21 protein-coding genes and 2 pseudogenes are annotated in these 23,746 nt (G+C 70.6%); 9 read left to right on the top strand and 14 right to left on the bottom strand.

Annotation, left to right across the window (positions count from 1 at the left end):
* Positions 1–23 precede the first annotated feature (23 nt).
* The 5 genes and pseudogenes from fxlM to ACQY0Z_RS17575 all read left to right on the top strand — a co-directional run bounded on the left by fxlM (position 24) and on the right by ACQY0Z_RS17575 (position 7,194).
* Positions 24–2,069 (top strand): methyltransferase, FxLD system, encoded by a 2,046-nt coding sequence (gene fxlM / locus ACQY0Z_RS17595; RefSeq protein ID WP_189905832.1) that lies wholly within the window; start codon positions 24–26, stop codon positions 2,067–2,069.
* Between the two features lie 98 nt (positions 2,070–2,167).
* Positions 2,168–3,262 carry a hypothetical protein gene (locus ACQY0Z_RS17590; protein ID WP_189905834.1) on the top strand — a complete coding sequence of 365 codons (1,095 nt, stop codon included), beginning with the start codon at positions 2,168–2,170 and terminating at the stop codon, positions 3,260–3,262.
* A 344-nt stretch (positions 3,263–3,606) separates the two neighbouring features.
* Positions 3,607–4,464 (top strand): NUDIX hydrolase, encoded by an 858-nt coding sequence (locus ACQY0Z_RS17585; RefSeq protein ID WP_439812509.1) that lies wholly within the window; start codon positions 3,607–3,609, stop codon positions 4,462–4,464.
* A gap of 99 nt (positions 4,465–4,563) precedes the next feature.
* The gene (locus tag ACQY0Z_RS17580; RefSeq protein ID WP_189905836.1) at positions 4,564–5,049 is read left to right on the top strand and encodes an NUDIX domain-containing protein; all 486 of its coding nucleotides are present in this window, start codon (positions 4,564–4,566) and stop codon (positions 5,047–5,049) included.
* A 121-nt stretch (positions 5,050–5,170) separates the two neighbouring features.
* A pseudogene (locus ACQY0Z_RS17575) lies at positions 5,171–7,194 on the top strand (ATP-binding cassette domain-containing protein).
* A 26-nt stretch (positions 7,195–7,220) separates the two neighbouring features.
* On the opposite strand, the gene ACQY0Z_RS17570 reads toward ACQY0Z_RS17575, so the two are convergent.
* The 3 genes from ACQY0Z_RS17570 to ACQY0Z_RS17560 form a co-directional block, all read right to left on the bottom strand.
* Complete coding sequence (locus tag ACQY0Z_RS17570; RefSeq protein WP_439812508.1) at positions 7,221–7,775, bottom strand: hypothetical protein; 555 nt, start codon at positions 7,773–7,775, stop codon at positions 7,221–7,223.
* A complete protein-coding gene (locus ACQY0Z_RS17565; protein ID WP_189905838.1) occupies positions 7,768–8,166 on the bottom strand; it encodes a hypothetical protein in 399 nt (132 codons plus the stop codon). The genes ACQY0Z_RS17570 and ACQY0Z_RS17565 overlap by 8 nt, the downstream gene beginning before the upstream one ends.
* 75 nt (positions 8,167–8,241) lie before the next feature.
* Entirely contained in the window at positions 8,242–9,261 is a 1,020-nt protein-coding gene (locus ACQY0Z_RS17560; protein ID WP_189905839.1) for a hypothetical protein, read from the bottom strand.
* Positions 9,262–9,593: 332 nt separating this feature from the next.
* Between ACQY0Z_RS17560 and ACQY0Z_RS17555 the strand changes: the two genes are divergently transcribed.
* The 3 genes and pseudogenes from ACQY0Z_RS17555 to ACQY0Z_RS17545 all read left to right on the top strand — a co-directional run.
* A complete protein-coding gene (locus tag ACQY0Z_RS17555; protein WP_189905841.1) occupies positions 9,594–9,860 on the top strand; it encodes a helix-turn-helix transcriptional regulator in 267 nt (88 codons plus the stop codon).
* 102 nt (positions 9,861–9,962) lie between these two features.
* The gene (locus tag ACQY0Z_RS17550) at positions 9,963–11,264 is read left to right on the top strand and encodes a tyrosine-type recombinase/integrase (protein ID WP_439812507.1); all 1,302 of its coding nucleotides are present in this window, start codon (positions 9,963–9,965) and stop codon (positions 11,262–11,264) included.
* A gap of 79 nt (positions 11,265–11,343) precedes the next feature.
* A pseudogene (locus tag ACQY0Z_RS17545) lies at positions 11,344–11,457 on the top strand (3-hydroxyacyl-CoA dehydrogenase family protein); the annotation flags it as partial.
* Between the two features lie 31 nt (positions 11,458–11,488).
* Here the strand turns inward: ACQY0Z_RS17545 and ACQY0Z_RS17540 are convergent.
* Positions 11,489–11,854, bottom strand: a complete 366-nt coding sequence (locus tag ACQY0Z_RS17540; protein WP_337662767.1) for a LysR substrate-binding domain-containing protein — start codon at positions 11,852–11,854, stop codon at positions 11,489–11,491.
* 10 nt (positions 11,855–11,864) lie between these two features.
* On the opposite strand from ACQY0Z_RS17540, the gene ACQY0Z_RS17535 reads away from it, so the two are divergent.
* Positions 11,865–12,209, top strand: a complete 345-nt coding sequence (locus ACQY0Z_RS17535) for a YybH family protein (protein ID WP_381728347.1) — start codon at positions 11,865–11,867, stop codon at positions 12,207–12,209.
* On the opposite strand, the gene ACQY0Z_RS17530 is transcribed toward ACQY0Z_RS17535, so the two are convergent.
* From ACQY0Z_RS17530 to infC, 10 genes are all read right to left on the bottom strand, one after another.
* Positions 12,206–12,733, bottom strand: coding sequence for an NUDIX domain-containing protein (locus ACQY0Z_RS17530; RefSeq protein ID WP_189905856.1), 528 nt, complete (start codon positions 12,731–12,733; stop codon positions 12,206–12,208). The genes ACQY0Z_RS17535 and ACQY0Z_RS17530 overlap by 4 nt on opposite strands.
* Before the next feature lie 166 nt (positions 12,734–12,899).
* Positions 12,900–14,240 (bottom strand): transcriptional regulator, encoded by a 1,341-nt coding sequence (locus ACQY0Z_RS17525; protein ID WP_254586068.1) that lies wholly within the window; start codon positions 14,238–14,240, stop codon positions 12,900–12,902.
* Positions 14,241–14,508: 268 nt separating this feature from the next.
* Complete coding sequence (locus tag ACQY0Z_RS17520) at positions 14,509–15,573, bottom strand: PP2C family protein-serine/threonine phosphatase (RefSeq protein WP_275980787.1); 1,065 nt, start codon at positions 15,571–15,573, stop codon at positions 14,509–14,511.
* 379 nt (positions 15,574–15,952) lie between these two features.
* Positions 15,953–18,475, bottom strand: coding sequence for a phenylalanine--tRNA ligase subunit beta (pheT, locus tag ACQY0Z_RS17515; RefSeq protein ID WP_189905860.1), 2,523 nt, complete (start codon positions 18,473–18,475; stop codon positions 15,953–15,955).
* The gene (pheS, locus tag ACQY0Z_RS17510; RefSeq protein ID WP_254586070.1) at positions 18,475–19,596 is read right to left on the bottom strand and encodes a phenylalanine--tRNA ligase subunit alpha; all 1,122 of its coding nucleotides are present in this window, start codon (positions 19,594–19,596) and stop codon (positions 18,475–18,477) included. The genes pheT and pheS overlap by 1 nt, the downstream gene beginning before the upstream one ends.
* A 174-nt stretch (positions 19,597–19,770) precedes the next feature.
* Positions 19,771–20,916 (bottom strand): sensor histidine kinase, encoded by a 1,146-nt coding sequence (locus tag ACQY0Z_RS17505; RefSeq protein ID WP_189905862.1) that lies wholly within the window; start codon positions 20,914–20,916, stop codon positions 19,771–19,773.
* A gap of 91 nt (positions 20,917–21,007) precedes the next feature.
* Positions 21,008–21,868, bottom strand: a complete 861-nt coding sequence (locus tag ACQY0Z_RS17500; RefSeq protein ID WP_254586071.1) for a TrmH family RNA methyltransferase — start codon at positions 21,866–21,868, stop codon at positions 21,008–21,010.
* A gap of 164 nt (positions 21,869–22,032) precedes the next feature.
* Positions 22,033–22,416: a 50S ribosomal protein L20 gene (gene rplT / locus ACQY0Z_RS17495; protein WP_004933571.1), complete on the bottom strand. Its 384-nt coding sequence runs from the start codon at positions 22,414–22,416 to the stop codon at positions 22,033–22,035.
* Positions 22,417–22,514: 98 nt separating this feature from the next.
* On the bottom strand, positions 22,515–22,709 hold the full coding sequence (gene rpmI, locus ACQY0Z_RS17490) for a 50S ribosomal protein L35 (RefSeq protein WP_003977225.1): 195 nt from the start codon (positions 22,707–22,709) through the stop codon (positions 22,515–22,517).
* A 110-nt stretch (positions 22,710–22,819) separates the two neighbouring features.
* Positions 22,820–23,464, bottom strand: a complete 645-nt coding sequence (infC, locus tag ACQY0Z_RS17485; protein ID WP_189905907.1) for a translation initiation factor IF-3 — start codon at positions 23,462–23,464, stop codon at positions 22,820–22,822.
* Between the last annotated feature and the right edge of the window lie 282 nt (positions 23,465–23,746).

Here is a 23,746-nt window from a genome sequence, read left to right as displayed (position 1 = left end):
ACCGACCGGAGGACGCCCCGACCATGCCACCGGACCACTGGCACCAGCACAACATCGACTTCGCCGACCACGAGACGCGCCAGCACGTACTCCGTGAACGGCTCGGCCCTGCCCTGCGATCCGCCGAGGAGAACGGAGAGCTCACCGACTGGTGGTTCATGAACAAGAAGCCACTTCCCCTGCGTTACCGCGCTGCTCACCCCGCTCCCTCGGTCGAGAGACTGCTGAGCGACCTGGTCGGTGAGGGGCTCGTGGTCTCGTGGCTGCCCGCCGTCTACGAACCTGAGACGGAAGCCTTCGGCGGTCCGCACGCCATGGAGATAGCCCATCGGCTGTTCCACGCCGACAGCCAGCACCTCGTCACCTACCGGCCAGGACCCGGACGCCTGCGCAGCAGGGAATGCAGCGTGCTGCTGCTCAGCGCCATGCTCCGATCCGCAGGCCTTGACTGGTTCGAGCAGGGTGACGTGTGGGCCAAGGCAGCTGCGCTCCGCCCCACTGGCGCTGCCCTTCCGCCCAGTCGGACGTCATCGCTGCTCACGGCCATGCAGAAGCTGCTGACGACCGAGACGCGAGGCCTGTGCCGACCGGGCCAGCCGTTGGAAGGCCAGCTTCCCTGGGTCGCCTCCTTCCAGTCAGCAGGGGCAAGCCTTGCTCATCTCGCCGCCCATGGCGGTCTCACCCGTGGTCTGCGCGCCGTGCTGGCCCACCACGTGATCTTCCACGCCAACCGCGCCGGCCTTCCCTGGAACGACCAGCGCCACCTGTTCCACATCGCACGAGAGGTAGTCATGGGTACGACCGACAACACCGCAACTCCGGCCCCGCACTCCGAGGACGAGTCCACCTCCGCAGAAGCCACCCAGCTCCGAAACGCCCTGGTCGATCGACTCCAAGAAGCTGGCAGCGTCTCCACAGCCCGCGTGGAGCAGGCTCTCCGCTCCACGCCCCGCCACCTCTTCGTGCCCGACGCGCCTCTCAGCGAGGCCTACGCCGACTCCCCCGTCAACATCAAGTACGACACCGACGGCGCCGCGATCTCCTGCGCCTCGCAGCCCGGCGTCGTCGCCATGATGCTCAACCAGCTCGACGTCCGCCCCGGGCAGCGCGTCCTCGAAATCGGTGCCGGCACCGGCTACAACGCCGCCCTCCTCGCCCACCTCACTGGCGATCAGGGCCACGTCACCACGATCGATGTCGACGACGACCTGGTCGAAGGCGCCCGCGCACATCTCGCCTCGGCGGGCATCACCAATGTCGACGTGCTCCTGCGGGACGGAGCCGTCGGCCACGCCGAGGGCGGCTCCTACGACCGGATCATCGCCACCGTCGGTGCCCACGGCATCCCACACGCCTGGATGCAACAGCTCGCGCTCGGAGGCCGGCTCCTCGTGCCCCAGCGACTGAAGGGTAGCGTCTCCCGGTCCATCGCCTACGAGCAGCACGAGGGCCGATGGGTCTCGTTGAACAGCCGGATGAACACCTTCATGCCGCTGCGCCGCGGCATCGCCGACGACGAGCGCAGCATCGTCCCGCTCAGCGCCGACGGCACCGTGCGCCTGCAGACGCACGCTGGCCAAGACATCGACGCCGCAGCCCTGGCCGGTGTCCTCGACCAGCCGCGGACCGAGGAATGGACCGGCATGACCGTCCAGGCCATGGAGTCCCCGGAATGGATGGAACTCTTCGTGGCCTGCTCCCTACCCACCGGCCTCAATCGGATGCTCTTCCCCGCCACAGCCAAGGGGGAGCTCCTGACGGAGGACCCCTACCCCTCCTCGACCGCCGCCGTGGAGAAGGGCGCCCTGACCTACCTGGCCCGCCGCCGGCTGGAGCGCACCACTCCTGAGGGCGGCAGCCTGTGGGAGTTCGGCGTCATCGGCCACGGGCCCGGAAGCGACGAACTCGCCGCGAAGGTCGCCGACGCGATCCGCACCTGGGACCGCGAATACCGCGATCGCCAAGCCACGTTCGAGATCCAGCCCCTCGACGCACCGGCCGTGGAGCCGCTCCCTGGGCTCTTCACGATCGAGACCCCCCTCAACCGGATCATCGTCGACTGGCAGTAACCCCCGCACAGCACCGGTGCTCGCCCACCTGGCCCCCGACAGGCGGGCGAGCACCGGCACTCCCTCGGCACTGCACGACTTCGGCCTGGAGGCAGTTCATGAATCCCGCACTGCGCCGCTTCCCACTCGTCGCCCGCTTCCGTCCCGCCTGCCTCCCACTCCCCCAGCGCGTCCAGGCGCTCACCGATCTGGCCGAGACCGCCCGCGCCTCCTCGGACCAGGGCACCGCCTCGGCCGTGTTCAACCAGGCCGCCCTCATCGCCTCGGACGTCGGCCTCCCGCGCCTTGCCGCCGCCTGGTGCCACCAGCACGCTCACGGATACCTGCACGCCTGCCCGCTACCTGGCATGACTGCCATCCGTGCTCTGGAGCCGGTCGTCAACCTCGCCCGCCTGCAGATCCGGGCAGGTCTCCCCGACAGCGGCCGACAGCGCCTCCTTGCCCTGTACAAAGTCGTCGACACAGGCACCGACGGCCACTTCGACGACATCACTGTCCCGGCCCATCTCACGTCCAGCCCGGAAGACCGACGGGAGGTGCGGGCCTGGCTGTGGCGCGTGCTTCTCGCCGACGGCACCCGAACCCTCACCGCCTCCGGTCGCTGGGCCGAGGCACTCGCCCACATCGAGACTCACCGCGGCATCGGCCGGCACATGCTCGACGGCCGCCAGGTCGCCGTCCTGGCCTCCATCGCGTCCGGCGAAACCGAACGCGTCCAACAGCTCCTCGCAGAAACCGAGCCCGGAGACCCGTGGGAGCAACTCGTCACCGCCTGCCTCGCCGAGCTGGCCCGTCGCGGCCTGGGCCAAACCATCCCGCCGCCCATGACAGATCTCGCGACCGCCTACCTCGAGCACCCGGACGGACATGGCCTGACAGTCTTCGACATCCGTATGGGGCTAACAGCCCTCGACATCATCGGCACCAGGTCGGCCGCCGCGCGGCGGATCGTTCACGACCTGCACCGGCGCACCGCGGAGGCTTGGGACGGCTACGCCGCCCGGGAGATACTCGCGCACCCGGTCTTCACCGCGCTCGCTTCCGACCAGCAATTGCAGGACTGCCACTCCCTCGTGGCCGAATGCGGGCTCGAAGCAGGCCGCCTCCCTAACGACCTTCGCCGGCAACTGATATCCGCTCTGGTGGTCAGCGACGGAGTGATTCGCGACAGTCTTCAACGGGCTGCGACGTAGTACGCCCGGCCGGGAAAGAGCCCATCCACTTGCCACGTCAGCCTCATGAGAGCGCCTTCCGTTCAACCCGCTCCACCCACCCCGGTCCTGCGCCACACCGCTGCGTAGCAAGGAGGCAATTCAGACGGCGAGAAGCATCCGAACCTCGACGTAAATCCTGGCGAATCCACACAAGGCCGCCTTGTCCTGCTGGATCATGCACTCACTCGTCGGAGCTGACCGTCTCTCCCTTCACGTGGCCACGGCCGTGCGGCCACCAGACCCCGTTGGAGGTCCTCGTGGATCCTTCCCCCGCCTCCGCCCATGGCAGAAAGCAACACAGGGAGCCGACCCACGCCTCGGCCTTGATCTACAACGGCCACGGCGAGTACCTGCTGCACCTGCGGGACGACATCCCCGGCATCCGTGAGCCCGGCTGCTGGTCGCTGCTCGGTGGCGGACGGGAGCCGGGAGATCCCTGTCTGGAGGACACCGTTCGACGGGAACTACGGGAGGAGGCCGGCCTGCGTCTGCCGTTCCTGGAGCCCTTCGTCGTCGCAGACGCATCCGAGGCCGACGGCTCCCTTCTGCCGGTCCAGATCTATGCGGGCCGCTGGGACGGCGACCCTGCACAGCTCCCGCTCGCCGAGGGAGTGATGCTCCACTGGTTCCGCCCGGACGACATGACCCGTCTGCGCATACTCCCCTCCACCCTCGACCTGGTGCGCCGGCACGCGGCCACCCGGCAGCCGCCCCCGACGACTCCGGTCCGCCATGGTGCCGGAACCGTCCCCAACGTCATCGGCGTGCACCTCTACCTCGAGGACCCTGGCGGTCGCATCCTGCTCGGCCTGCGGCACCCCGACGCCGCCTACGCGCCGAACACCTGGCACTTCCTCGCCGGCCATTGCGAGCAGGAGAGCGCCGTCACCTGCCTGCTCCGGGAAGCCGAGGAGGAAGCGGGTCTCCGGATCCGTGCGGAGGATGTCGAGTTCGCGCACGCGGTGCATCAGTTCCCCGGCCCGGGCCGGCGGCCACGACTTCAGCTGGTCTTCCGGGCCCGGGCCTGGGCCGGAGAGCCGGAGGTGCGCGAGCCGGACAAGTGCCTCGCATGGCAGTGGTGGGAGCCGGACGCTCTGCCGGACCGACTCGTCCCGTACACACGGGAGGCCATCGCTCATATCCGTGCCGGACACGCCTACTCGGAAACGGGGTGGGCATGACTGTCGAGCACCGGCCGCCAGCTCGCTGAACCCACCAGCTCCCACTGAAGCGCGAGACCTCCTGCGCCAACTACCGCCGACCGACCGTACGGAGACCGCATGAGCGGAACCTGGCTCCCGCCCGAGGAGTACATCGCCACCCTGCCCAAGGCCACCGTCTACGCCTGCTTCTACGTGACCGACCTGGACGACCGGCCCCTCCAGCTCCGCGCGACCCGCGACCCGTCCCTCTGGCAGTGGCCCGGAGGGAACATGGATCCGGGCGAAACACCCTGGCAGTGCGCGGTCCGCGAGTGCGTGGAGGAGACGGGCCTGCGCCTCGGTGACCGTCCGCGTCTGCTGGCCATGCACTTCATGCCGCCCACGGGCACGTGGACGACCAACAAGGTGGGCTTCGTCTTCGACGGCGGACGGCTCGCCCAGGACCAGATCGACGCCATCGTCCTGGACCCGGACGAGCACACCGAGCTCTCCGTCCGCTCCCTCGAGGAGTGGCAGAAGGACCTGTCCGCCGCCGCCTTCCACCGTCTCGCCGCCGTCGCCCAGGCCCGGAGCGCCAGCACGGTGTGCTACCTCGAGCACTGACTCCCGGCGCGCCGCACTCGTAGCGCGCGTCCACGCGCCCCTTTTCCTCCCTACCCGTCCCCGCCGTCCGGCCGTGAGGCCGCTGTGCGGCCGGCACGCCCACTTCGACCGGAGGAGCACGATGTCCCCGCTGCACGACGACGCCGCTCCCGGCAAGCTGCCGCCTCACGCCGGTGGTGTGTCCGCGGCCGAGCAGGAACTGTTCGGCGGACGCCTGCGCTACAACCAGGCCTACGTCCACCACGAGGGCGCGCTGACGCGGATGACGTTCGGTCGGATGGCCTCGGCGCTGCCCCGGATGGTCGCCGTGGTGCTGCGGGCCGGGTGGGCCGTGGACCGCCGCGCCCTGTCCGGACTGGTGATCTCCCAGGTCGGGCAGGGGGTGACGGCGGCGTGGGGGCTGGTGGCGGTCAACCGGGTGCTGACCGAACTGTTCGCGGACGGCCCGACCGCGGACAAGCTGCGCCAGTCGCTGCCCGCCCTGGTCGTCCTCGCGGTGGTCTCGGTCGGCACGGCGCTGCTCGCCGCCTCGACGACGGCCATGTCCGGGCGGCTGGAGCCGCAGGTCGAGCGGGCCGTCGCCCCCGACTACTACCGCGCCGTCACCGGTGTCGAGGTCGCTGCCACCGAACAGCCCGAGGTCCAACGCATCCTGGAGGCGGGAAAGTTCGGCACGGACTCGGCGCGGCGCATGCTGGGGCTGTCGGTGAGTGTGGCGGGCGTGCTGATCAGCATGGTGGCCTCGGCGGTCGTGCTGGCCTCGCTGCACTGGGCGTTGCTGCCGATGCTGCTGGCGATCGCGCTGCCCAAGGGATGGGGCGCGGTGCGCTCCGCCCGGCGCGAGTACCTCTCGCGCCGTCACTGGATCGACCACCGGCGGGCGGTCGCCACCCTCCTGCAGTACCTGACGCTCCCCCACGCGGCGGGCGAGATCCGCGCCCGTTCGGCCGGCACGCTGCTGCTGCGCGGCTACGAGGAGATGTCCTCCCTGATGGAGACCGAGCAGCGCCGGCTGGCCCGCGCCCAGGCCCACACCGACCTCGTCGCCGGCGCGTTCTCCGGCATCGCGTCCCTCGGCTGCTACGGGGTGCTGTGGTGGCTGCTGACCAGCGGTGGCCTGCCCCTCGCGGTGGGCGGCACCGCCGTGGTCGCCATCCAGACCTCCACCGCCCGTCTGCGCTCCCTCGTCCAGCAGGTCAACCGCATGTACGAGGAGATGCTGCACCTCGGCGACACCGAGGAAGCCACCCAGCTCGCCGCCCGGCACGCCATCCCCGCCACCGGCACGCCCCTGCCCGAGCCCGTCCGGGCGGTCGCCGTCGAGAAGGTGTCCTTCACCTACCCCGGCGCCACCGCCCCGTCCCTCCACCACGTGAGCCTGCGGGTGGAGCGCGGGCAGGTGACGGCACTCGTCGGCGCGAACGGCTCCGGCAAGACCACCCTCGCCAAGACCTCGCCGGCCTCCTCCTGCCCACCGACGGCAACGTCTGGTGGGAAGGCCCCGACGGCGAACGCGTCGAGGCCCGCGAGGCCGACCGGGCGGGCATCTTCCGCTCCGTCGGACTCCTCGCCCAGGACTACCCCCAGTGGCAGATGACCGCCGCCACCAACATCACCATCGGCGCCGGCGACCGCCCCCGCGACATGACCCGCGTCGAGGAGGCCGCCCAGGCCGCCGACATCCGCAAACTCGTCGAAGGCCTCCCCCACGGCTGGGACTCCATCGTCTTCAAGGGCTACGACCGCGGCGTCCAACTCTCCGGCGGCCAATGGCAGAAGCTCGCCAACGCCCGCAGCCGCTACCGCGACGCCCCCGTCCTCCTCGTCGACGAACCCACCTCCGCCCTCGACCCCCACGCCGAGATCGAAGCCTTCGAACGCCTGCGCACCCTCGCCGACAGCGGCACCGACGTCATCCTCATCACCCACCGCCTCGCCGCGACCGCCACCGCCGACCACATCTACGTCCTCGACCACGGACACATCGCCGAACACGGCGACCACGATCACCTCATGGTCCGAACGGACGGCCTTTACCACGCCATGTTCCAGGCACAGGCCGCCCAGTACGGACTCACCACATCTGCAGGCAGCGACCTGCCGCACGCCAAGTCCAGCACGGACACCACAAGGACGTCCCAGTGAGCACCGTGGCGCCGACCATCACGTGATCATGCCCCGGTAGACCCCGGAGCCGAGGTAAGGGAAGCGCGGCCGAGGCGAAAACGCCGGTGAGGGCGTAGGTGCACCTCCACGGCCGCCATGTAGCGTTCGCGTGGTGCAGCGAGCCCATTGAGATCGACGACCGATGACGGGATGACCATGGACGGATCTGTTTCCGCCCCGGTCCCCAGCCACGCGTCCTTGATGCTTCGGCCTGCGACCTGTCGCGTCAGCCTGACAAGGTCGGCGTATACGTTCCCCACGTCCGGTGACTCGAATCTGACCCACGCCTCGTACCTCGCGAGCTTGATCTGAATCTCGCGCAGTTGCTCCGAAAGACGTATTCGCTCCTCTGCGGCCGCATCCGTGCGGCGGCGCCGTACTGCATAGGCCATCTCGGCGTACTCAATGCAGGCCTCATAAGCGGCGGCGAAAATTTCCTGCTTCCTGTCTTGCTGTTGAGCACGACGGCCGGCTCGCCACTGGAGTATGACCACTAGGCCTGTGACGAGCGCAGCGAGGACTGTCGCGTACGGGGCGAAGGTCTTGAACGCCTCAGCCAACGATGTTGTCCCTTTCATCAAGTCCGGGAGAGACATAGCCGTGCGGCGCCTCGAAACCGGGCCATGAGCCGGTGCGCTGATATTCGACCTCCCAGCGCAAGTGGCGAACGATGATGGCCAGCAACTGCACACCGCTGTCACCAGGGCACCAACGGCGGGCAGCGGAATCCTTCGGGTACCAGAGACACAAAGAACCGTCCGGATTGCGGTGAGCGGGACAGTCGGGTCCCTTGGCATGGACGCACGGCATCTCGGGGTCCTCCGGCGAGAAGGCAATGCGCACGCTGTGGCTTGGCAGGATTCGGATGTGCGGATACACCAGCAGGCTGAGACCTTGTTCGAAGGCCACTGGCTTCTCAACCTCATGAACATCGAGCCCGGTCGACCGCATCTCGTCAAGGATTCTGGTGCGGGCCAGGGGGCGCGCGAACCAAGGCCTATGGGCACTCTGCAGACTACCCATGACCTACGACAGCCTCCAGGACCGGCTCTTCGCGATGACCTGGCTCGGACCTGCGAAGCCGAGCTGATTGGTGGTGCGAATCGGGAGAGCCGCGGAGAAGCGATCTGCTGCCTCGCTCATGGTCTTCGGGAAGAGCTTTTCGAGGACCTGCTGAACAACTTCGGCGTCATCGGGGTCCGCCATCGCCGCCCCAAGGTCCCGGGCGGCGATCCTCAGACGCCGCTCTGCATCCTCCTGAGGGATCAGCGGCTTGATGTCGGGGGACACCCCGCGAGGATCCCTCGTGGGTTCGTTCTCCTGAAGCCGCTTCGAAGCCTGCTCGAGAACATCGTGGACTGCAGCAACGAGTCCGCTGCCCTCCTTGATGAACTCGTAGGCCCACACGGACAGATTGTGAGAGGAGAACCCAGGCTTCCACGCCTGAGCGTTCCACGCCTTCAGGAGGCGGATTGCCCTCCTCCGGGTACGGCGAAGGGACTCGGCGCCCGAGCCCAGCAGTTCCACGTGACCGATGGGATCACTTTTGCTCCACGCGCTCTTGGATCCGGTCGGCTTGTCAAGGTCGGGTATCCACAAGCCGATTCCCTCGCGCCGCTGCAGAGCCACGATGAGATCGACCGTGACATCAACGCCCTTGACCGGCGAACGAAAGTAGATCTTGAGGCCACGACGCGACTTGCAGACGCGCGCCTGGTGGTGTTCTTCCCGAATCTTCGGGCCGATGAAGTCTACGAGCTCGTCAGTGATCGCGTGGGGCGCCTCCCCATCGCCGTCAGGACCGAGAGCGGGATGCTTCACCCGGTCCAGGATGATGCCTCCGTCTCCGTCACTGACGGAACCCGAGTGTGGCTGTATGTGGGTATGGGCGGGGATGGAGCCCGAACAATACGACCTCCGCCCTTCAGGATGCTTCTCCGCAATCTTTCTGGCCAGCGCGAGCCGCTCGCGGGTGGCTGACAGTACGTCAACATCGACGTTGATGAGCTGGAGCAGTTCATCGAACTGCTTGTGCAGGTATGCCATGTCGTCCTTGCTGCGGGAGGGCAGGGTGAAACTGGCGGGTGCCGTGCTCCAAGTCTGGCGTATGCCACTGACAATGCTTGCGCAGCGAGGTGGCGGTGCCGTGTGTGGCTAAGGAAGAGCTGGCTTCTCACCTGCGCGGCGCCCCGCAACGAGGAGTAAACGGAATCGGAAGCCACAGTTCCGATTGGTGCAGGTGCAGGTCGGTGACCGTGCCCCAGCCTCGTGAATAGGCGTTAAAAGCCCGTAGTCCAATAGCAGATGATTCCGGCCAAACCAAACCGTCCGTTCTTCTTAATCTCGTCCTGTCACTGCACAACGACAGGAGCATCGCCATGACGCAGACCAAACAAGCTCCCGAGACCGCGTTCCTGAACCTCCCCCAGGCCGCCGAGTACCTCGGCCTCTCTCCCAACACGCTCTACGTCTGGCGCCATCGCCGCCAGGGGCCGCCCAGCTTCCGCATGGGGCGTCGCGTCATGTACCGCATCGCCGCTCTCAACGAATGGGTGCATACCCAGGAGCAGGCAGACTCGCGTTCCAACCCGGCGATCAGTCCTCTGGCGCGTTCGGTACGAAGCCGATCCCGGGCTGACTGGTAACCCTCCCCGCTCACAGCTCACTTCGGGCTCCTACTGCCGGTCCAGTCATGGGCCGCCAAGAAGCGCCCCGCTCAGCACCAATGCACAGGAGACAACGCCACAGTGGCCGGGTACATAGAAGATCGCTGGCTGAAGAAGCGGGTTGACCCCAGAACGGGGAAGCGGGAGCGCACCGCGCAGTATGGGAAAGGTCTGCGCTATCGCGTAAAGGGAGTCCCCGGGGTCGGGGACCGCTCCTTCGCCACCAGTCAGGATGCCAAGCAGTGGCTCGCTACGGTGAGAACCGACTCCCTGCGGGGAGACTTCGTCGACCCGCGGAACGGCCAGATCACCTTGGGCGATTACATCATCGACCACTGGTGGCCCTCTCGAAGCGACGAGCCCTCGACCGCCGCCCCCATGCAGAGCCGGATCCGCAACCACATCCTCCCCCTCCTGGGAGACCTCCCCCTCGCAGCGATCGACGCATCCGTCCTGCGCTCCTACAGCGCCGCGCTCCTCAGCCGGGTCGAGAGTTCGACGGCTGAAGTGGTCTGGAGCCACCTGTCATCCATCCTCACCAGCGCGGTCGACGACAAGCGCCTGCCGCACAACCCGATCAAGACCTCCCGCAGCGTCAAGCCGCCGCGAGCGGGGAAGCGGAAGGCCGGCGCCTGGACCCGTAGCACGGTGGAAGCTGTCCGGGAGCACCTTCCCGAGCGCTACCAACTCGCCTTGGACCTGGGGCTCGGGCTCGGCCTCCGCCAAGGGGAAGTCTTCGGTTTGGGCGAGGAGGACATCGATTTCGCGGCGGGTCTCGTGCACATACGCCGGCAGGTCAGGTGGAACGGCAAGGGCCGCCCCTACTTCAGCCTGCCCAAGGGCAACAAGATGCGCGAGGTTCCGCTCTCCCCCGGCCTCGCCGCCCGGGTACAGAATCACCTCCGGCGCTTCCCTGCTGCCCCGGTCACCCTTCCGTGGCGGAATCCCGAGCCGCCCGCCACCCCGCTCGAAGCCCGTCAACGCAAGCCGATCACCGTCCGCCTGGTCCTCACGACACAGAACGGCAACCGGGTCTACTACCAGGCGTTCAACAACCGGTGCTGGAAACCGGCGCTCGCTGCGGCCGGCGTCATCGAACCGGTTGGCGAGCGGGCCACGAAGGATCGCAGCGGCCGTACTCGACGGCAGACTCTCTACGCCGTGCCGCGCGAGCACATGTTCCACGTACTGCGCCACACCTACGCGAGCGTGCAGCTGGAGGCCGGCGAGTCGGTGGTGAGCCTCGCGGCCTGGCTGGGCCACTCGTCGTCAAAGGTCACCCTGGACCACTACGCTCACTTCATGCCCGGTGCAGGGCGTCGGGGACAGTCGGTCATGGACGCCTGGCTCGGCGCCGACCAGCCTTCCGCAGAAAGTCCCTGAGATGTCCCTGGGACAACCGACGGACACAGTTCGCGTCCCGAAACCGCAGGTCAGACCACATGCCGCATCACCGGACCACATGTCCGAGGAGTACAAGGAGCCCCTGTACGCCGCTCCGCCGCTGCTCCAGCGCATGGTCGACGCGGGCCGCCTGGGCCGGAAGACGGGGTCGGGCTTCTACAGCTACGACTGACCGAGCTACGACTGACCGTGCGAACGTCGTCTCATCCGCGGGTCCCTGGCCGGTCGTCCGGCCCGGGGCCCGTCGTGTTCGCGCCGAACGCCCGTCGGCAGTGGGTGAGCAGGGCGCGCAGCGCCGGGTTGCGGGCGGGGCGCCGGACCAGGGCGAGCAGGGCCGGGACGTGTGCGTCGGCGATGACGTGGGCGGTGAGGCGGTCGCGGTAGGCGTCCGCCATCGAGTCGCTGAGGACGGCGACGCCCAGGCCGCGCGCGGCGAGGCCGGCGACGGCGTCGGCGGCGCTCGCCTCCAGCGCGACGGCCGGTCCAACGCCCCGCGCGCCGCACGCCTGGTACAGGACCGCGCGCAGCCCGGATCCCGGCGGGCTGCACACGACCGGGTACGCGGCCACGTCGCGCAGGGTGACCCGGCGCCGCTTCTCCAGCGGGTTCGTCGAGCGGTCCAACGCCGGTGACGCCGCCGGGGTCGCGGCGCTCTACGCGGAGGACGCGGTGCTGGCCCATCCGCCCGGCAGGGTGACGGCCGGGCGGGAGGCGATCCGCGCGCTGTGGGAGAAGGTGCTGGCCAACTCCCCTCGGTTCGAGCCGGAGCCGCCCCTGCCGACGCTGGTCGGCGGGGACATCGCGCTGACGTCGACGCCGCCGGGGGACGGGGCGGGCGCGCGGGCGCAGGTGGTCCGGCGGCAGCCCGACGGGAGCTGGCTGCGGGTGCTGGACCAGCCGGAGTTCGTGCGGCCCGCTTCCTAGAGGCGCAGGTGGTGCAGGAGGAGTAGGGCGGCTGCCATGTTGGCCGCCGGGACCTCGCCCCGGGTGATCAGGTCCGGGACGACCTTGAGGGGAACCCACTCGCGGCGGTCCGACTCGAAGGCGTCGACCGGGTCGCCGACGTACTCGCCCTCGTCGGACCAGTAGATGTGGTGGCGGGCGTCGGTGAGACCGTTGGACGGTTCCACGCTCATCAGGTGGTGCAGGGCGCCCGGGCGCCAGCCGGTCTCCTCCTCCAGTTCACGGGCCGCCGCGGCGGCGACGTCCTCGCCGTCCTCCACCACGCCCGCGGCGAGTTCCCAGCCCCAGCTGTCGGTGATGAAGCGGTGCCGCCACAGCAGCAGGACCTCGTTGGCGTCGTTGACGACCGTGGCCACCGCGACGGGCCTCAGCCGTATGAGGAAGTGGTCGAGGTGCCGGCCGTCGGGGAGTTCGACATCCGCGAGATTGACGCTGAACCAGCGGTTTGAGTACACAGGCTGTTCGTTTTGTTTCGTCCACTGCATGGTTCTGCCGCCTTCCGATGGGTAAGGGGCAATATCGCAGCAGTGGCGGTCGTACAGCAGGCGCACGGAGGGCCGCCCGTGACGCATGGGGCGGCGCGGTGAGGCACGCGCCGGGCGCGGCGAGGTCATGGCCTCCCCTCGTACGCCGGAGGCGGCCCGCCGCCGTCTACAGCGGCACCCGCAGCGCCCCGTCGATGAGTTCGGCCGCCTCGCCGGTGCCCGCGCAGCCGCTGCGGATCAGATGCTCGCGCACCTCGCGCAGCCGGTCGCGCAGCCGCTGCGACTCCATGCCGCGGGCCTGTTCGGCCATCTGCACGGCGACGGCCACCGCCCGGTCGGCGTTGCCCTGGCGCAGTTCGACGGTGCAGAGCATGGCCAGCCGGTGCACCCGGCCCCGGTCGTGCGCCGGGGTGTCCACGGCCGCCGCCGCGTGCTCACCCGCCGCCGCCAGCTCGCCGAGGCTCAGCAGCGCCTCCGCCACCTGCACATTGACAAGGCCCGGCTGGACATAGCCGGTCTCGTCCGGCTCGTGGCCGCGGTGGATGCGCCCGGCGGACTCCTCGGCCCGCCGGATGCAGGTCAACGCGCCCGCCGCGTCTCCGAGATGGGCGTACGCCTTCGCCTGCATCGCGTACAGGTCCGAGGCGAGCGCCGGCGTGATGCGGTGGCCCGCGGCGCGCAGCGCGGCCTCGGCGAAGGCGACGGCCTGTCTGAACTCCCGCATGCACAGGGACTGGTTGACGAGCAGCGCGATGACGTACGCGCCGAGGCCCCGGTCGCCGCTGGCCTTGGCGAGCCGCAGCGCCTGGTGGAAGTAGCGCTGGGCGAGGCCGTGGGCGTCGGAATCGTAGGCGCAGATGCCGGCGATCGCCACCAATCCGCCTGTGGCACGGTGGAGTTGGCGGCCGGTGGCGTCGGTGTAGCTGCCACGCAGCAGGGGGGCCGCCTCGGCGTTGAGGAAGCCGACGATGCGGGCGCGGGTCGCCATGCCGCCTGCCTTGCGGTACATCTGCTCGTAGTGGGCGCGGGCGGCGCGCAGCATCTCCAGGTCGCCGGGGGTGACCCGGTGCGGGCCGCCGCGGGAGACGTCCACGTCCTCCGGCGGGTTCTCCCACTCCCATACGGGCATCACGGCCGGGGTGCCGGTGACGGCGGGGGCGCCGAGCAGGTGGGGGCGGCCCTGCTGGTCGGAGCGCCACAGTGCGGTGGCCCGCTCGACGAACCCGGAGAGCGAACCGGCGTGCGGGACGGCCGGTTCCCCGGGGACGCCCAGGCCGATGTCGTCGAGGGTGACGGGGCGGCGCAGCCGGACGGCGAGCACCTCGCAGATCAGGTCGGGCACCTGGCCCCGGGGGCGCTGTCCTTTCAGCCACCGGGCCACGGCGGTGTGTTCGTAGCGCAGCGTCAGACCGCGCGCCCGCCCGGCCTGGTTGACGTGTGCGGCCAGCCCCGCGTGGGAGATGCCGGCCTCGTCGAGGATCGCGTCCAGCAGAGTGTTGGGCTGCATGTCGGGCCCCCCGGTGGCTCGGTGCGGACAGGGTAGTGGCTGCGCGTTCACACGGGGTGTGAACGGAGTGCCCGCATCCGCAGTGTGCACGCGCTGTCGCGGAGCGTGCCCGGCCGGTTGACTGAATTGCCTCGAAAGAGGCCGGCCGGGCCGCCGGCTCCCCCTCGTACAGCGGCGGCCCGTATGTTCGCCGTCCGCCCGGCCGCCTGCCCGACACTCCGTGGCGGGGCGGACGGCCGCCGGCCCCGCGCGGTGCGGGCGTACGGCGTCACCGGTCGGCCGTGGCCGAGCGGGGGACGCCGCAGGTCTGCCGCGTGGGCGGGGAGCAGCGTTCGTTCCCGAGGATCAGCAGGGCCACGTCGTCCTTCGGCGGGCCGACGCTGTGGTCGAGCAGGGCGGTGAGGACCGTCCGCAGGACGGCCTGGGGCGTCTGCGGGCGGTCGCGGGCCGCCTCGGTGAGGACGTCGCCGAGCGGGAAGAAGCGGCCGCCGGCGTCGCGGGCCTCCTCCGCGCCGTCGGTGTGCAGGACGAGGATGTCGCCGGGGAGCAGCCGGCCGCACGCGGTGGCGGGCAGCTCGCCGGGCAGCGGGAACAGGCCGAGCGGCGGGAGGGGATCGGCGCGGGCCAGCGGCTCGGCGCCCGCGCCGGTCAGCCGGTAGGGCCAGGGGTGGCCGCAGTTGAGGGCGTGCACCTCGCCGTCCGGGAGGATCTCGAGCAGCAGGACGGTGACGAACTCCTCGGCGGCGGGGGCGGCGTCCTCGGCGAGGCGGTCACCGTGCGTCTGGTCGCGCAGATGCCGGTCCATGGCACGCTCCAGGCGGCGCAGCACCCCGGCGAGGGTCTTCTCGTCGTGGGCGGCCTCGCGGAAACTGCCGAGGACGGCGGCGCCGGTACGGACGGCGCCGAGGCCGTGGCCCCGCACGTCGCCGATGACGGCCCGTACGCCGTGCTCGGTGGCCGTCACCTCGTAGAGGTCGCCGCCGATGCGGGCGCCCCGGTCGGCGGAGAGGTGGACGGCGGCGACGGCCAGGCCCTCGACGCGTGGCGGCGGGGGCCGTAACAGCACGCTCTGGGCGGCCTCGGCGATCCGGCGGGCATGCCGGACCTCGCGGAGCATGCGGCGCCGGAAGTGCAGGACGATGCCGGTGCCTACGGCGCACAGCACGGCGCTGCTGACCAGGCGCGCGCCGATGGCGTCGTCCCGGGCCAGCGGGCAGGTCAGCCGGTAGGCCACCGCGACGGCGCCCCACGCCGTGGGCACCGCGAGGGAGCGCAGCCGTGACAGGAACCGGGGTGGGCCCCCGCGGGGAGCCCCAGGGTTGAAGCGGATCATGCCATGGCCCCCCAAATAGGCCCGGACAGCGCAGACCGGCCTCAAGAGGCCGGTCCGATTCTGTCGACCGCGGCCCCGATTCCGGCCGCATCACCCGGCTCAGTCACCCGAATGAGTGAGTAACCGGCGGGACGCCGCAGTTCCGCTCACTGACCAGCACTGACATGCCCGCGCCCGCACCCGCATATGCCCGAACCGGAACCCACCCTCCGCCCCTCCGGGGTGCCTCTGTCCCACGGTTCCGTGGGCTGGGGTACGGCCGCGTCGAAGCCGCGAGGTGGCGCGCGCGGGCGCCCGCCCTGTTGCTGCTCAGGCACCACGGGCCGGTGCCAAGGCGTCCTGCCCTGGAACCGGCCCGTGTGTGGGACAGCGTGCGGTGTCAGCCGCGGAGTACCGCTCCGGTGCGGTCCGCCGCCAGGGCGACCGCCGCCTCCCGCGCCGCCGACGCCTCGTCGACCGTCAGGGTGCGGTCGTCCGCGCGGAAGCGCAGGGCGTAGGCCAGGGACTTGCGGCCCTCGCCCAGCTGCTCGGCGTTCTCGTAGACGTCGAACAGGCGGATGGACTCCAGGAGTTCACCGGCACCCTCGCGCAGCGCGGCCTCCACCTCGGCCGCGGGCACGTAGGCGTCGACGACGAGGGCGACGTCCTGCGTGGCGACCGGGAAGGTGGAGATGGACGGCGCCTGCGGGACGGTGTTGCCCACCTGCTCCAGGACGTCCAGGTCCAGCTCCATCGCGCAGGCGCGCGCGGGCAGGCCCAGCGCCTTCAGGACGCGCGGGTGCAGCTCACCGGCGTGGCCGACGACGCGCTCGGCGCCGTCGACGGTGACGGTCAGCTCGGCGCAGCGACCGGGGTGCCAGGGCCCGTACTGCCCCTTGCGGACGCCCAGTTCGGCGCCGGCCTCGCGGGCGACGGTCCGGGCGGCCTCGACCGCGTCGGCCCATTCGGCCGGGCGGCCCTTGCCCCACCAGCCGGCCTGCTCGCGGGCGCCGGCCAGGACCACGGCGACGTGCCGCGGCTGGTCGGGCAGCGCGGCGTTGAGCGCGGCGATGTCGTCGGGGCTGGGACGCCGGTCGACGGGCAGGTTCGCGGCGACCTTGGCGGCGTCGCGCGGCTGGAAGACCAGGCCGGTCTCGAACAGCGCGAGGTCGTGCGAGCCTCGGCCGTCGTTGCGGCGCAGGGCGGCGAGCAGCCCCGGCAGCAGGGAGGTCCGCAGCGCGGGCTCCTCGTCGCTGAGCGGGTTCACCAGCTTGACGACGCGGCGCGCCGGGTCGTCGGCCTCCAGGCCGAGCTGGTCGAAGACCTGCTCACTGACGAACGGGTAGTTCAGCGCCTCCACGTACCCGGCGCCGGCGAGCGCCCGGCCGACACGGCGGTGCAGCCGCTGGCGGGCGGTCAGGCCCCGGCCGGCGGGCGGCCTGGGCAGGGTGGAGGGCAGGTTCTCGTAGCCCTCCAGCCGGATGACCTCCTCGGCGAGGTCGTTCGGGTCCGTGAGGTCGGGCCGCCACGACGGCACCGTGACGATCAGCTCGTCCTGCCCGTAGACGTCGCAGCCGACCTCCTGGAGGCGGCGTACGACGGTCTCCCGGCCGTAGGTCACACCGGCGACCTTGTCCGGGTGGTCGGCGGCCACGGTGATGGTGTGCGGCGCGCTCGGGGTGATCACCTCGGTGACGCCGGCCTCGGCGGTGCCGCCGGCGAGCAGCACCAGCAGGTCGACGGTGCGCTGCGCGGCGGCGGACGCGGCCTGCGGGTCCACACCGCGCTCGAAGCGGCGGGAGGCCTCGGAGGACAGCTTGTGGCGGCGGGCCGTGCGGGCCACCGACACCTGGTCGAAGTGGGCCGCCTCGATGATCACGTCGGTCGTCGCCCCGGCGCCCTCCTCGGAGGGGTCGTGGTCGGCGATCTCGGTGTCGGCGCCGCCCATGACGCCGGCCAGGCCGATCGGGCCGCGGTCGTCGGTGATGACGAGGTCCTCGGCGTGCAGCTTCCGCTCGACGCCGTCGAGGGTGACGATCTTCTCGCCCTCCTGCGCGCGGCGCACGCCGATGGCGCCCTGGACCTGGTTGCGGTCGTAGGCGTGCAGCGGCTGGCCGAGCTCCATCATCACGTAGTTGGTGACGTCGACGGCGAGCGAGATCGGGCGCATGCCGACCTTCTGCAGCCGGCGCTGGAGCCAGATCGGGGAGCGCGCCTCGGGGCTGAGGCCGGTCACCGTGCGGGCGGTGAAGCGGTCGCAGCCCATGGGGTCGGAGACCTTCACCGGGTAGCCGAACTCGTTCGGCCCGGGCACGTCGATCAGTGCCGGGTCGCGCAGCGGCAGACCGTAGGCGATGGCGGTCTCGCGGGCGACGCCGCGGATGGACAGGCAGTCGCCGCGGTTGGCGGTGACGGCGATGTCCAGGACCTCGTCGACGAGTTCGAGCAGCTCGACGGCGTCCTTGCCGACCTCGGTCTCCGGCGGCAGCACGATGATGCCGTGGGTGCCGTCGTCGCCCATGCCGAGCTCGTCGCTGGAGCAGATCATGCCGTGCGAGACCTTGCCGTAGGTCTTGCGGGCGCTGATGGAGAAGCCGCCGGGCAGGGTGGCGCCGGGCAGGACCACGACGACCTTGTCCCCGACGGAGAAGTTGCGGGCGCCGCAGACGATCTCCTGGGGCTCACCCGTGCCGTTGGCCTGGCCGACGTCGACCGTGCAGAAGCGGATCGGCTTCTTGAAGCCCTCCAGCTCCTCGATGGTCAGCACCTGGCCGACGACCAGGGGGCCCTTGAGGTCGGCGCCGAGGTGCTCGACGGTCTCGACCTCCAGGCCGGCCGAAATCAGCTTGGCCTGCACGTCGCGGCCGGTCTCGGTGGCCGGCAGGTCGACGTACTCCCGCAGCCAAGAAAGCGGGACCCGCATCAGATCTCCATCCCGAACGGCCGGGTGAACCGGACGTCACCCTCGACCATGTCTCGCATGTCCTCGACGTTGTGGCGGAACATCAGCATCCGCTCGATGCCGAACCCGAAGGCGAAGCCGCTGTACCTCTCCGGGTCGACGCCGCAGGCGGTGAGCACCCGCGGGTTGACCATGCCGCAGCCGCCCAGCTCGATCCAGCCCTCGCTGGAGCAGGTGCGGCAGGGCCGGTCGGGGTTGCCGACGGACGCGCCCTTGCACACGTAGCAGAGCATGTCCATCTCGGCGCTGGGCTCGGTGAAGGGGAAGAAGTTCGGCCGCAGCCGGGTCTTCATCTCCTCGCCGAACAGCGACTGGACCATGTGGTCCAGGGTGCCCTTGAGGTCCGCCATGGTCAGGCCCTCGTCGACGGCGAGCAGCTCGACCTGGTGGAAGACGGGGGTGTGCGTGGCGTCCAGCTCGTCGGTGCGGTACACCCGGCCGGGGCAGATCACGTAGACCGGCAGCTCGCGGTCGAGCAGGGAGCGGATCTGCACGGGCGAGGTGTGCGTGCGCAGCACGACGCCGGACTCGGTGCCGCCCTCGGGGCCCTGCACGAAGAACGTGTCGGCCTCGCCGCGCGCCGGGTGGTCCGGGCCGATGTTGAGCGCGTCGAAGTTGAACCACTCGGCCTCGACCTCGGGGCCCTCGGCGACCTCGTAGCCCATGGCCACGAAGATGTCCTCGATGCGCTCGGAGAGCGTGGTGAGGGGGTGGCGGGCGCCGGCCGGGACGCGGTCGTAGGGCAGCGTGACGTCCACGGACTCCTCGACGAGGACGCGGGCGTCGCGCTCGGCCTCCAGCTCCGCCTGGCGGGCGGCGAGCGCCTTGTTCACGGCGCCGCGCGCCTGGCCGACGCGCTTGCCGGCCTCGGCCTTGGCGTGCGGGGGCAGCGCGCCGATCTCGCGGTTGGCCAGGGCCAGCGGGGACGCGCCGCCGGTGTGGGCGACCTTCGCCTCCTGGAGCGCGTCGAGGGAGTCCGCGGCGGCGAAGGCGGCGAGCGCCTCGTCCCGCATGCGCTCGATCTCTTCCGGTTTCAACGCCTCGACCTCGACAGGGTCGTACGACTTATTCGGTGCCGACATCTCTTCCCGTGCTTCCGTTGGCTGGCTGATGGTCCCCGTCATCGACTCGTGGACGAACGGTCCGGCGCGCGTCTGCTCGGCGTCGCGGCTTCCGTCCTCGGGACGCAAAGGTGCCAAAGGCCGAGTCTAACGGGGTGGGGACAGGCGAAAGCGCCCGTGGGGGCCGCAGGCGTCTCAGGTGAGATACGCGGGGGCCGCCACGGGCAGCGTAAATCGGAACTCCGCGCCGCCGCCGGGGGCGCGTCCGACCGTGATGGCGCCGCCGTGGGCCTCGACGATGCCCTTGACGATGTACAGCCCGAGGCCCGTGCCGCCGCGCTTGCTGCCCCGCCAGAAGCGGGTGAAGACGCGGTTCATGGACTCCTCCGGGATGCCGGGCCCCTCGTCGCTCACGGTGACCGACGTGGCCGCTGGTTCGGCGTGCTCACGCTCGCGCGGGGACGCCGAGGGTGTGATGTCGATGGTGACGGTTCCCTCGCCGTGGCGCACGGCATTTTCCAGCAGGTTGCTCAGCACCTGGTCGATCTTGTCGGGGTCGGCCCACAGCGCGGGCAGCGGGTGCTGCACCCGCAGCAGGAACCGGTCGGCGGGCTGCCCCGCCGCGACGTGCGCCTGGATGTGCCGGCCGACGGCGGCCCCGATGTCGACGGGCTGGCGGCGCACCTCGAGACGCCCGGAGTCGATGCGGGATATGTCGAGCAGCTCGGCGATGAGCCGGGTGACGCGGTCGGCGTCGGCGTCGACGGTCTCCAGCATCAGCCGCTTCTGGTCGTCGGTGAAGCGTTCCCACTTGGCGAGCAGGGTGGCGGTGAAGCCTTTGACCGAGGTGAGCGGGGAGCGCAGTTCGTGCGCGACGGTCGCGATCAGCTCGGCGTGGCTGCGCTCGGTGCGACGCCGCGCCTCGGTGTCGCGGAGGGTGACGACGACCCGGCGGACGGGCCCGGTGGGGCGGGTGCGTACGTAGCGGGCGGAGACGAGGACCTCCCGGCCGCCGGGCAGCAGGAGGTTGCGCTCGGGCTGGCCGACCCGGATGGCGAGGCCGCCGTAGGGGTCGGTGAGCTGCCACCAGCGGCGCCCCTCCAGGTCCTCTAACGGCAGCGCGGTCTCCAGTGACCGGCCGAGGGCCCGCTCGGCGGGGACGGCGGTGATGCGTACGGCGGCGGCGTTGAAGCAGACGACCCGGCCGTGCTCGTCGGCGACGACGAGTCCGTCGGGGAGCTGGTCGGGGTCGATGCCGAGGTCGGCGAGGTCACCGGGCCGGGGCGCGGGCGGGCGCGCCGTGCGCTCTGCTCCCGGTGCGCTGCTCGTGCCGACGCTCATCCCCGTACCCCACCTCTCGGAACGTCCTCGGGGCGCCCCGGTCCCGGGCCCCGGCCGAGAGCTTGGGGAGGTCCCCGAGCTGGTCAGCCTACTAGCTCTCGGTGACGGAGCGGGACCCTCCGGCGGCGCGCTGTGCACGTGCCGACGCGTAGAGACATACGGCGGCGGCGGTGGCGAGGTTCAGGCTCTCCGCCTTTCCGTGGATGGGGACGCGGACGACGGCGTCGGCGAGGGCGCGGGTCTCCTCGGGCAGGCCCCAGGCCTCGTTGCCGAAGATCCAGGCGGTGGGGCCGCCCATGGTGCCCTTGTCGAGCTCCTCGTCGAGGTCGCGGTCGCCGGCCCCGTCGGCGGCGAGCAGCCGTACGCCGGCGTCGCGCAGCCCGCTGACGGCGCGTTCGACGGGTACGCCCACGGCGACGGGCAGATGGAAGTGGGAGCCGACGGAGGCGCGGACGGCCTTGGGGTTGTACAGGTCGACGGAGGCGTCGGTGAGGACGACGGCGTCGGCCCCGGCGGCGTCGGCGCAGCGCAGCACGGTGCCGGCGTTCCCGGGGTCGCGGACGTGCGCGAGGACGGCGACGAGGCGGGGACGGGCGGCGAGGATCTCCTCGAACGGCGTGTCCAGGAAGCGGCAGACGCCGACGAGGCCCTGCGGGGTGACGGTGGTGGAGATGTCGGCGACGACCTCGTCGGACGCGAGATGCACACGGGCGCCCGCGGCCCGGGCGGCCCCGACGATGTCGGCGTACCGCTCGGCGGCCTCGGGGGTGATGAACAGCTCGACAAGGGTGGCGGTGTCCCCGGTGCGGTGCGCGGCGGCCTCTCGGACGGCCTGCGGCCCCTCGGCGAGGAACAGCCGCTCCTTCCCCCGGAAGTTCCGCCTGGCAAGCCGCCGCGCGGCAGTCACCCGGGCGGACCGAGGAGAAATCAGCTCAGGACCGACGGACACCATTCAAGTCACCTTCAGCAAAGTCAGCCAGGGGCGCGGGGAACTGCGCGACCAGCCACGAACCACCCGCACCCGCGAACCGGCCGTCGGACAACGACACAGCACGGGACCCGCAGGCCGAAGCCTGCGGGTCCCGGAGAATAGAACGTCGGCCAAGGCCGACGAACTCACGCAGCCTTGGGCGCGTTCACGTCCGCCGGCAGCGCCTTCTGCGCGACCTCGACGAGCGCGGCGAAGGCGGTGGCGTCGTTGACAGCCAGCTCGGCCAGGATCTTGCGGTCCACCTCGACGTTGGCGGCCTTCAGACCCTGGATGAAGCGGTTGTACGTGATGCCGTTGGCGCGGGCAGCGGCGTTGATGCGCTGGATCCACAGCTGACGGAAGTCGCCCTTGCGCTTCTTGCGGTCGTTGTAGTTGTAGACCAGCGAGTGGGTGACCTGCTCCTTGGCCTTGCGGTACAGGCGCGAGCGCTGACCGCGGTAGCCGGAGGCCTGCTCGAGGATCGCCCGGCGCTTCTTGTGGGCGTTGACTGCCCGCTTGACGCGTGCCACTTGTTAACTCCTTGTAGCGGGGCCGTGGTGGTCCTCACACGGCCCGGTATCGAATGGGTCCCGGTCTGACGTACGTACGGCGCTCACGCGCCGGGGCGTCACTTGCCGAGAAGCTTCTTGATCTTCGCGGCGTCGCCCGGGGCCATCTCGGCGTTGCCGGTGAGGCGACGCGTCACACGGGACGACTTGTGCTCGAGCAGGTGGCGCTTGCCGGCACGCTCGCGGAGCACCTTGCCGGAGCCGGTGATCTTGAAGCGCTTGCTGGCACCGCTGTGCGACTTGTTCTTCGGCATAGCGCCGTTCTCTCCTCGTCGGTGGCGCTCCTGTGCCCGGTCGTGAAACCGGGCACTGTGGAGCGTCGTACTTGTGTCGGGTTGCTTCCTGGGACTCACGCCCCGGGGAGTCACGCCTCGGCCGGCTCCTCGGCCGCCTGGGCGCTGTCCGCGTCCGCGGCGTTCTGCGACTTGCCGGGGTTGGCCTTCGCTTCCGCCTTGCGGGCTTCCTGCGCCTGGCGGGCCTCGGCCATCGCCTCGGTCTTCTTCTTGTGCGGACCGAGGACCATGATCATGTTGCGGCCGTCCTGCTTCGGGTTCGACTCCACGAACCCGAGGTCGGCCACGTCCTCCGCAAGCCGCTGCAGGAGCCGGTAACCGAGCTCCGGCCGGGACTGCTCGCGACCACGGAACATGATCGTGATCTTGACCTTGTCGCCCTGCTTGAGGAACCGGACGACGTGACCCTTCTTGGTGTCGTAGTCGTGCGGGTCGATCTTCGGCCGGAGCTTCATCTCCTTGATGACCGTGTGCGCCTGGTTCTTGCGCGCCTCACGGGCCTTCATGGCCGACTCGTACTTGAACTTCCCGTAGTCCATGAGCTTGCACACGGGCGGACGGGCGTTCGCCGCGACCTCCACGAGGTCGAGGTCGTACTCCTGCGCAAGCTCCAGGGCCTTGGCAAGCGGGACAATCCCGACCTGCTCGCCGCTGGGACCGACAAGTCGCACCTCGGGAACGCGAATCCGGTCGTTGATGCGGGGCTCGGCGCTGATGGATCCTCCTCGGTAGCACCACGCGACGGTCTGGCGGACAGCCGCGTAACGTCTGTGTTCGTTAGACCTAACCGCGCCGAGACACGAAAAATGCCCCGGACGATCACAGGCGGGGCTCCTCGAACTACCGGAGCACCGCCACGGAGACCGCGGGGCGCGCTTTCGGGCCGATCGCCGACTCGGGGACGGGATCTGCCTGACCGGTGACCCGCCGCCCGGAGGGCGGCCAGGTGGGAGTTCGAAAGCCTCCACTTGTGGGCCGGGCTCGCGTGCCGTGAGACA

This window comes from Streptomyces sp. P9-2, assembly GCF_051903975.1.
Taxonomy (GTDB): Bacteria; Actinomycetota; Actinomycetes; order Streptomycetales; family Streptomycetaceae; genus Streptomyces; species Streptomyces cellulosae.
The sequence above is the reverse complement of the archived record's forward strand: the minus strand, read 5'-3'. Positions and strand labels throughout refer to the sequence as shown.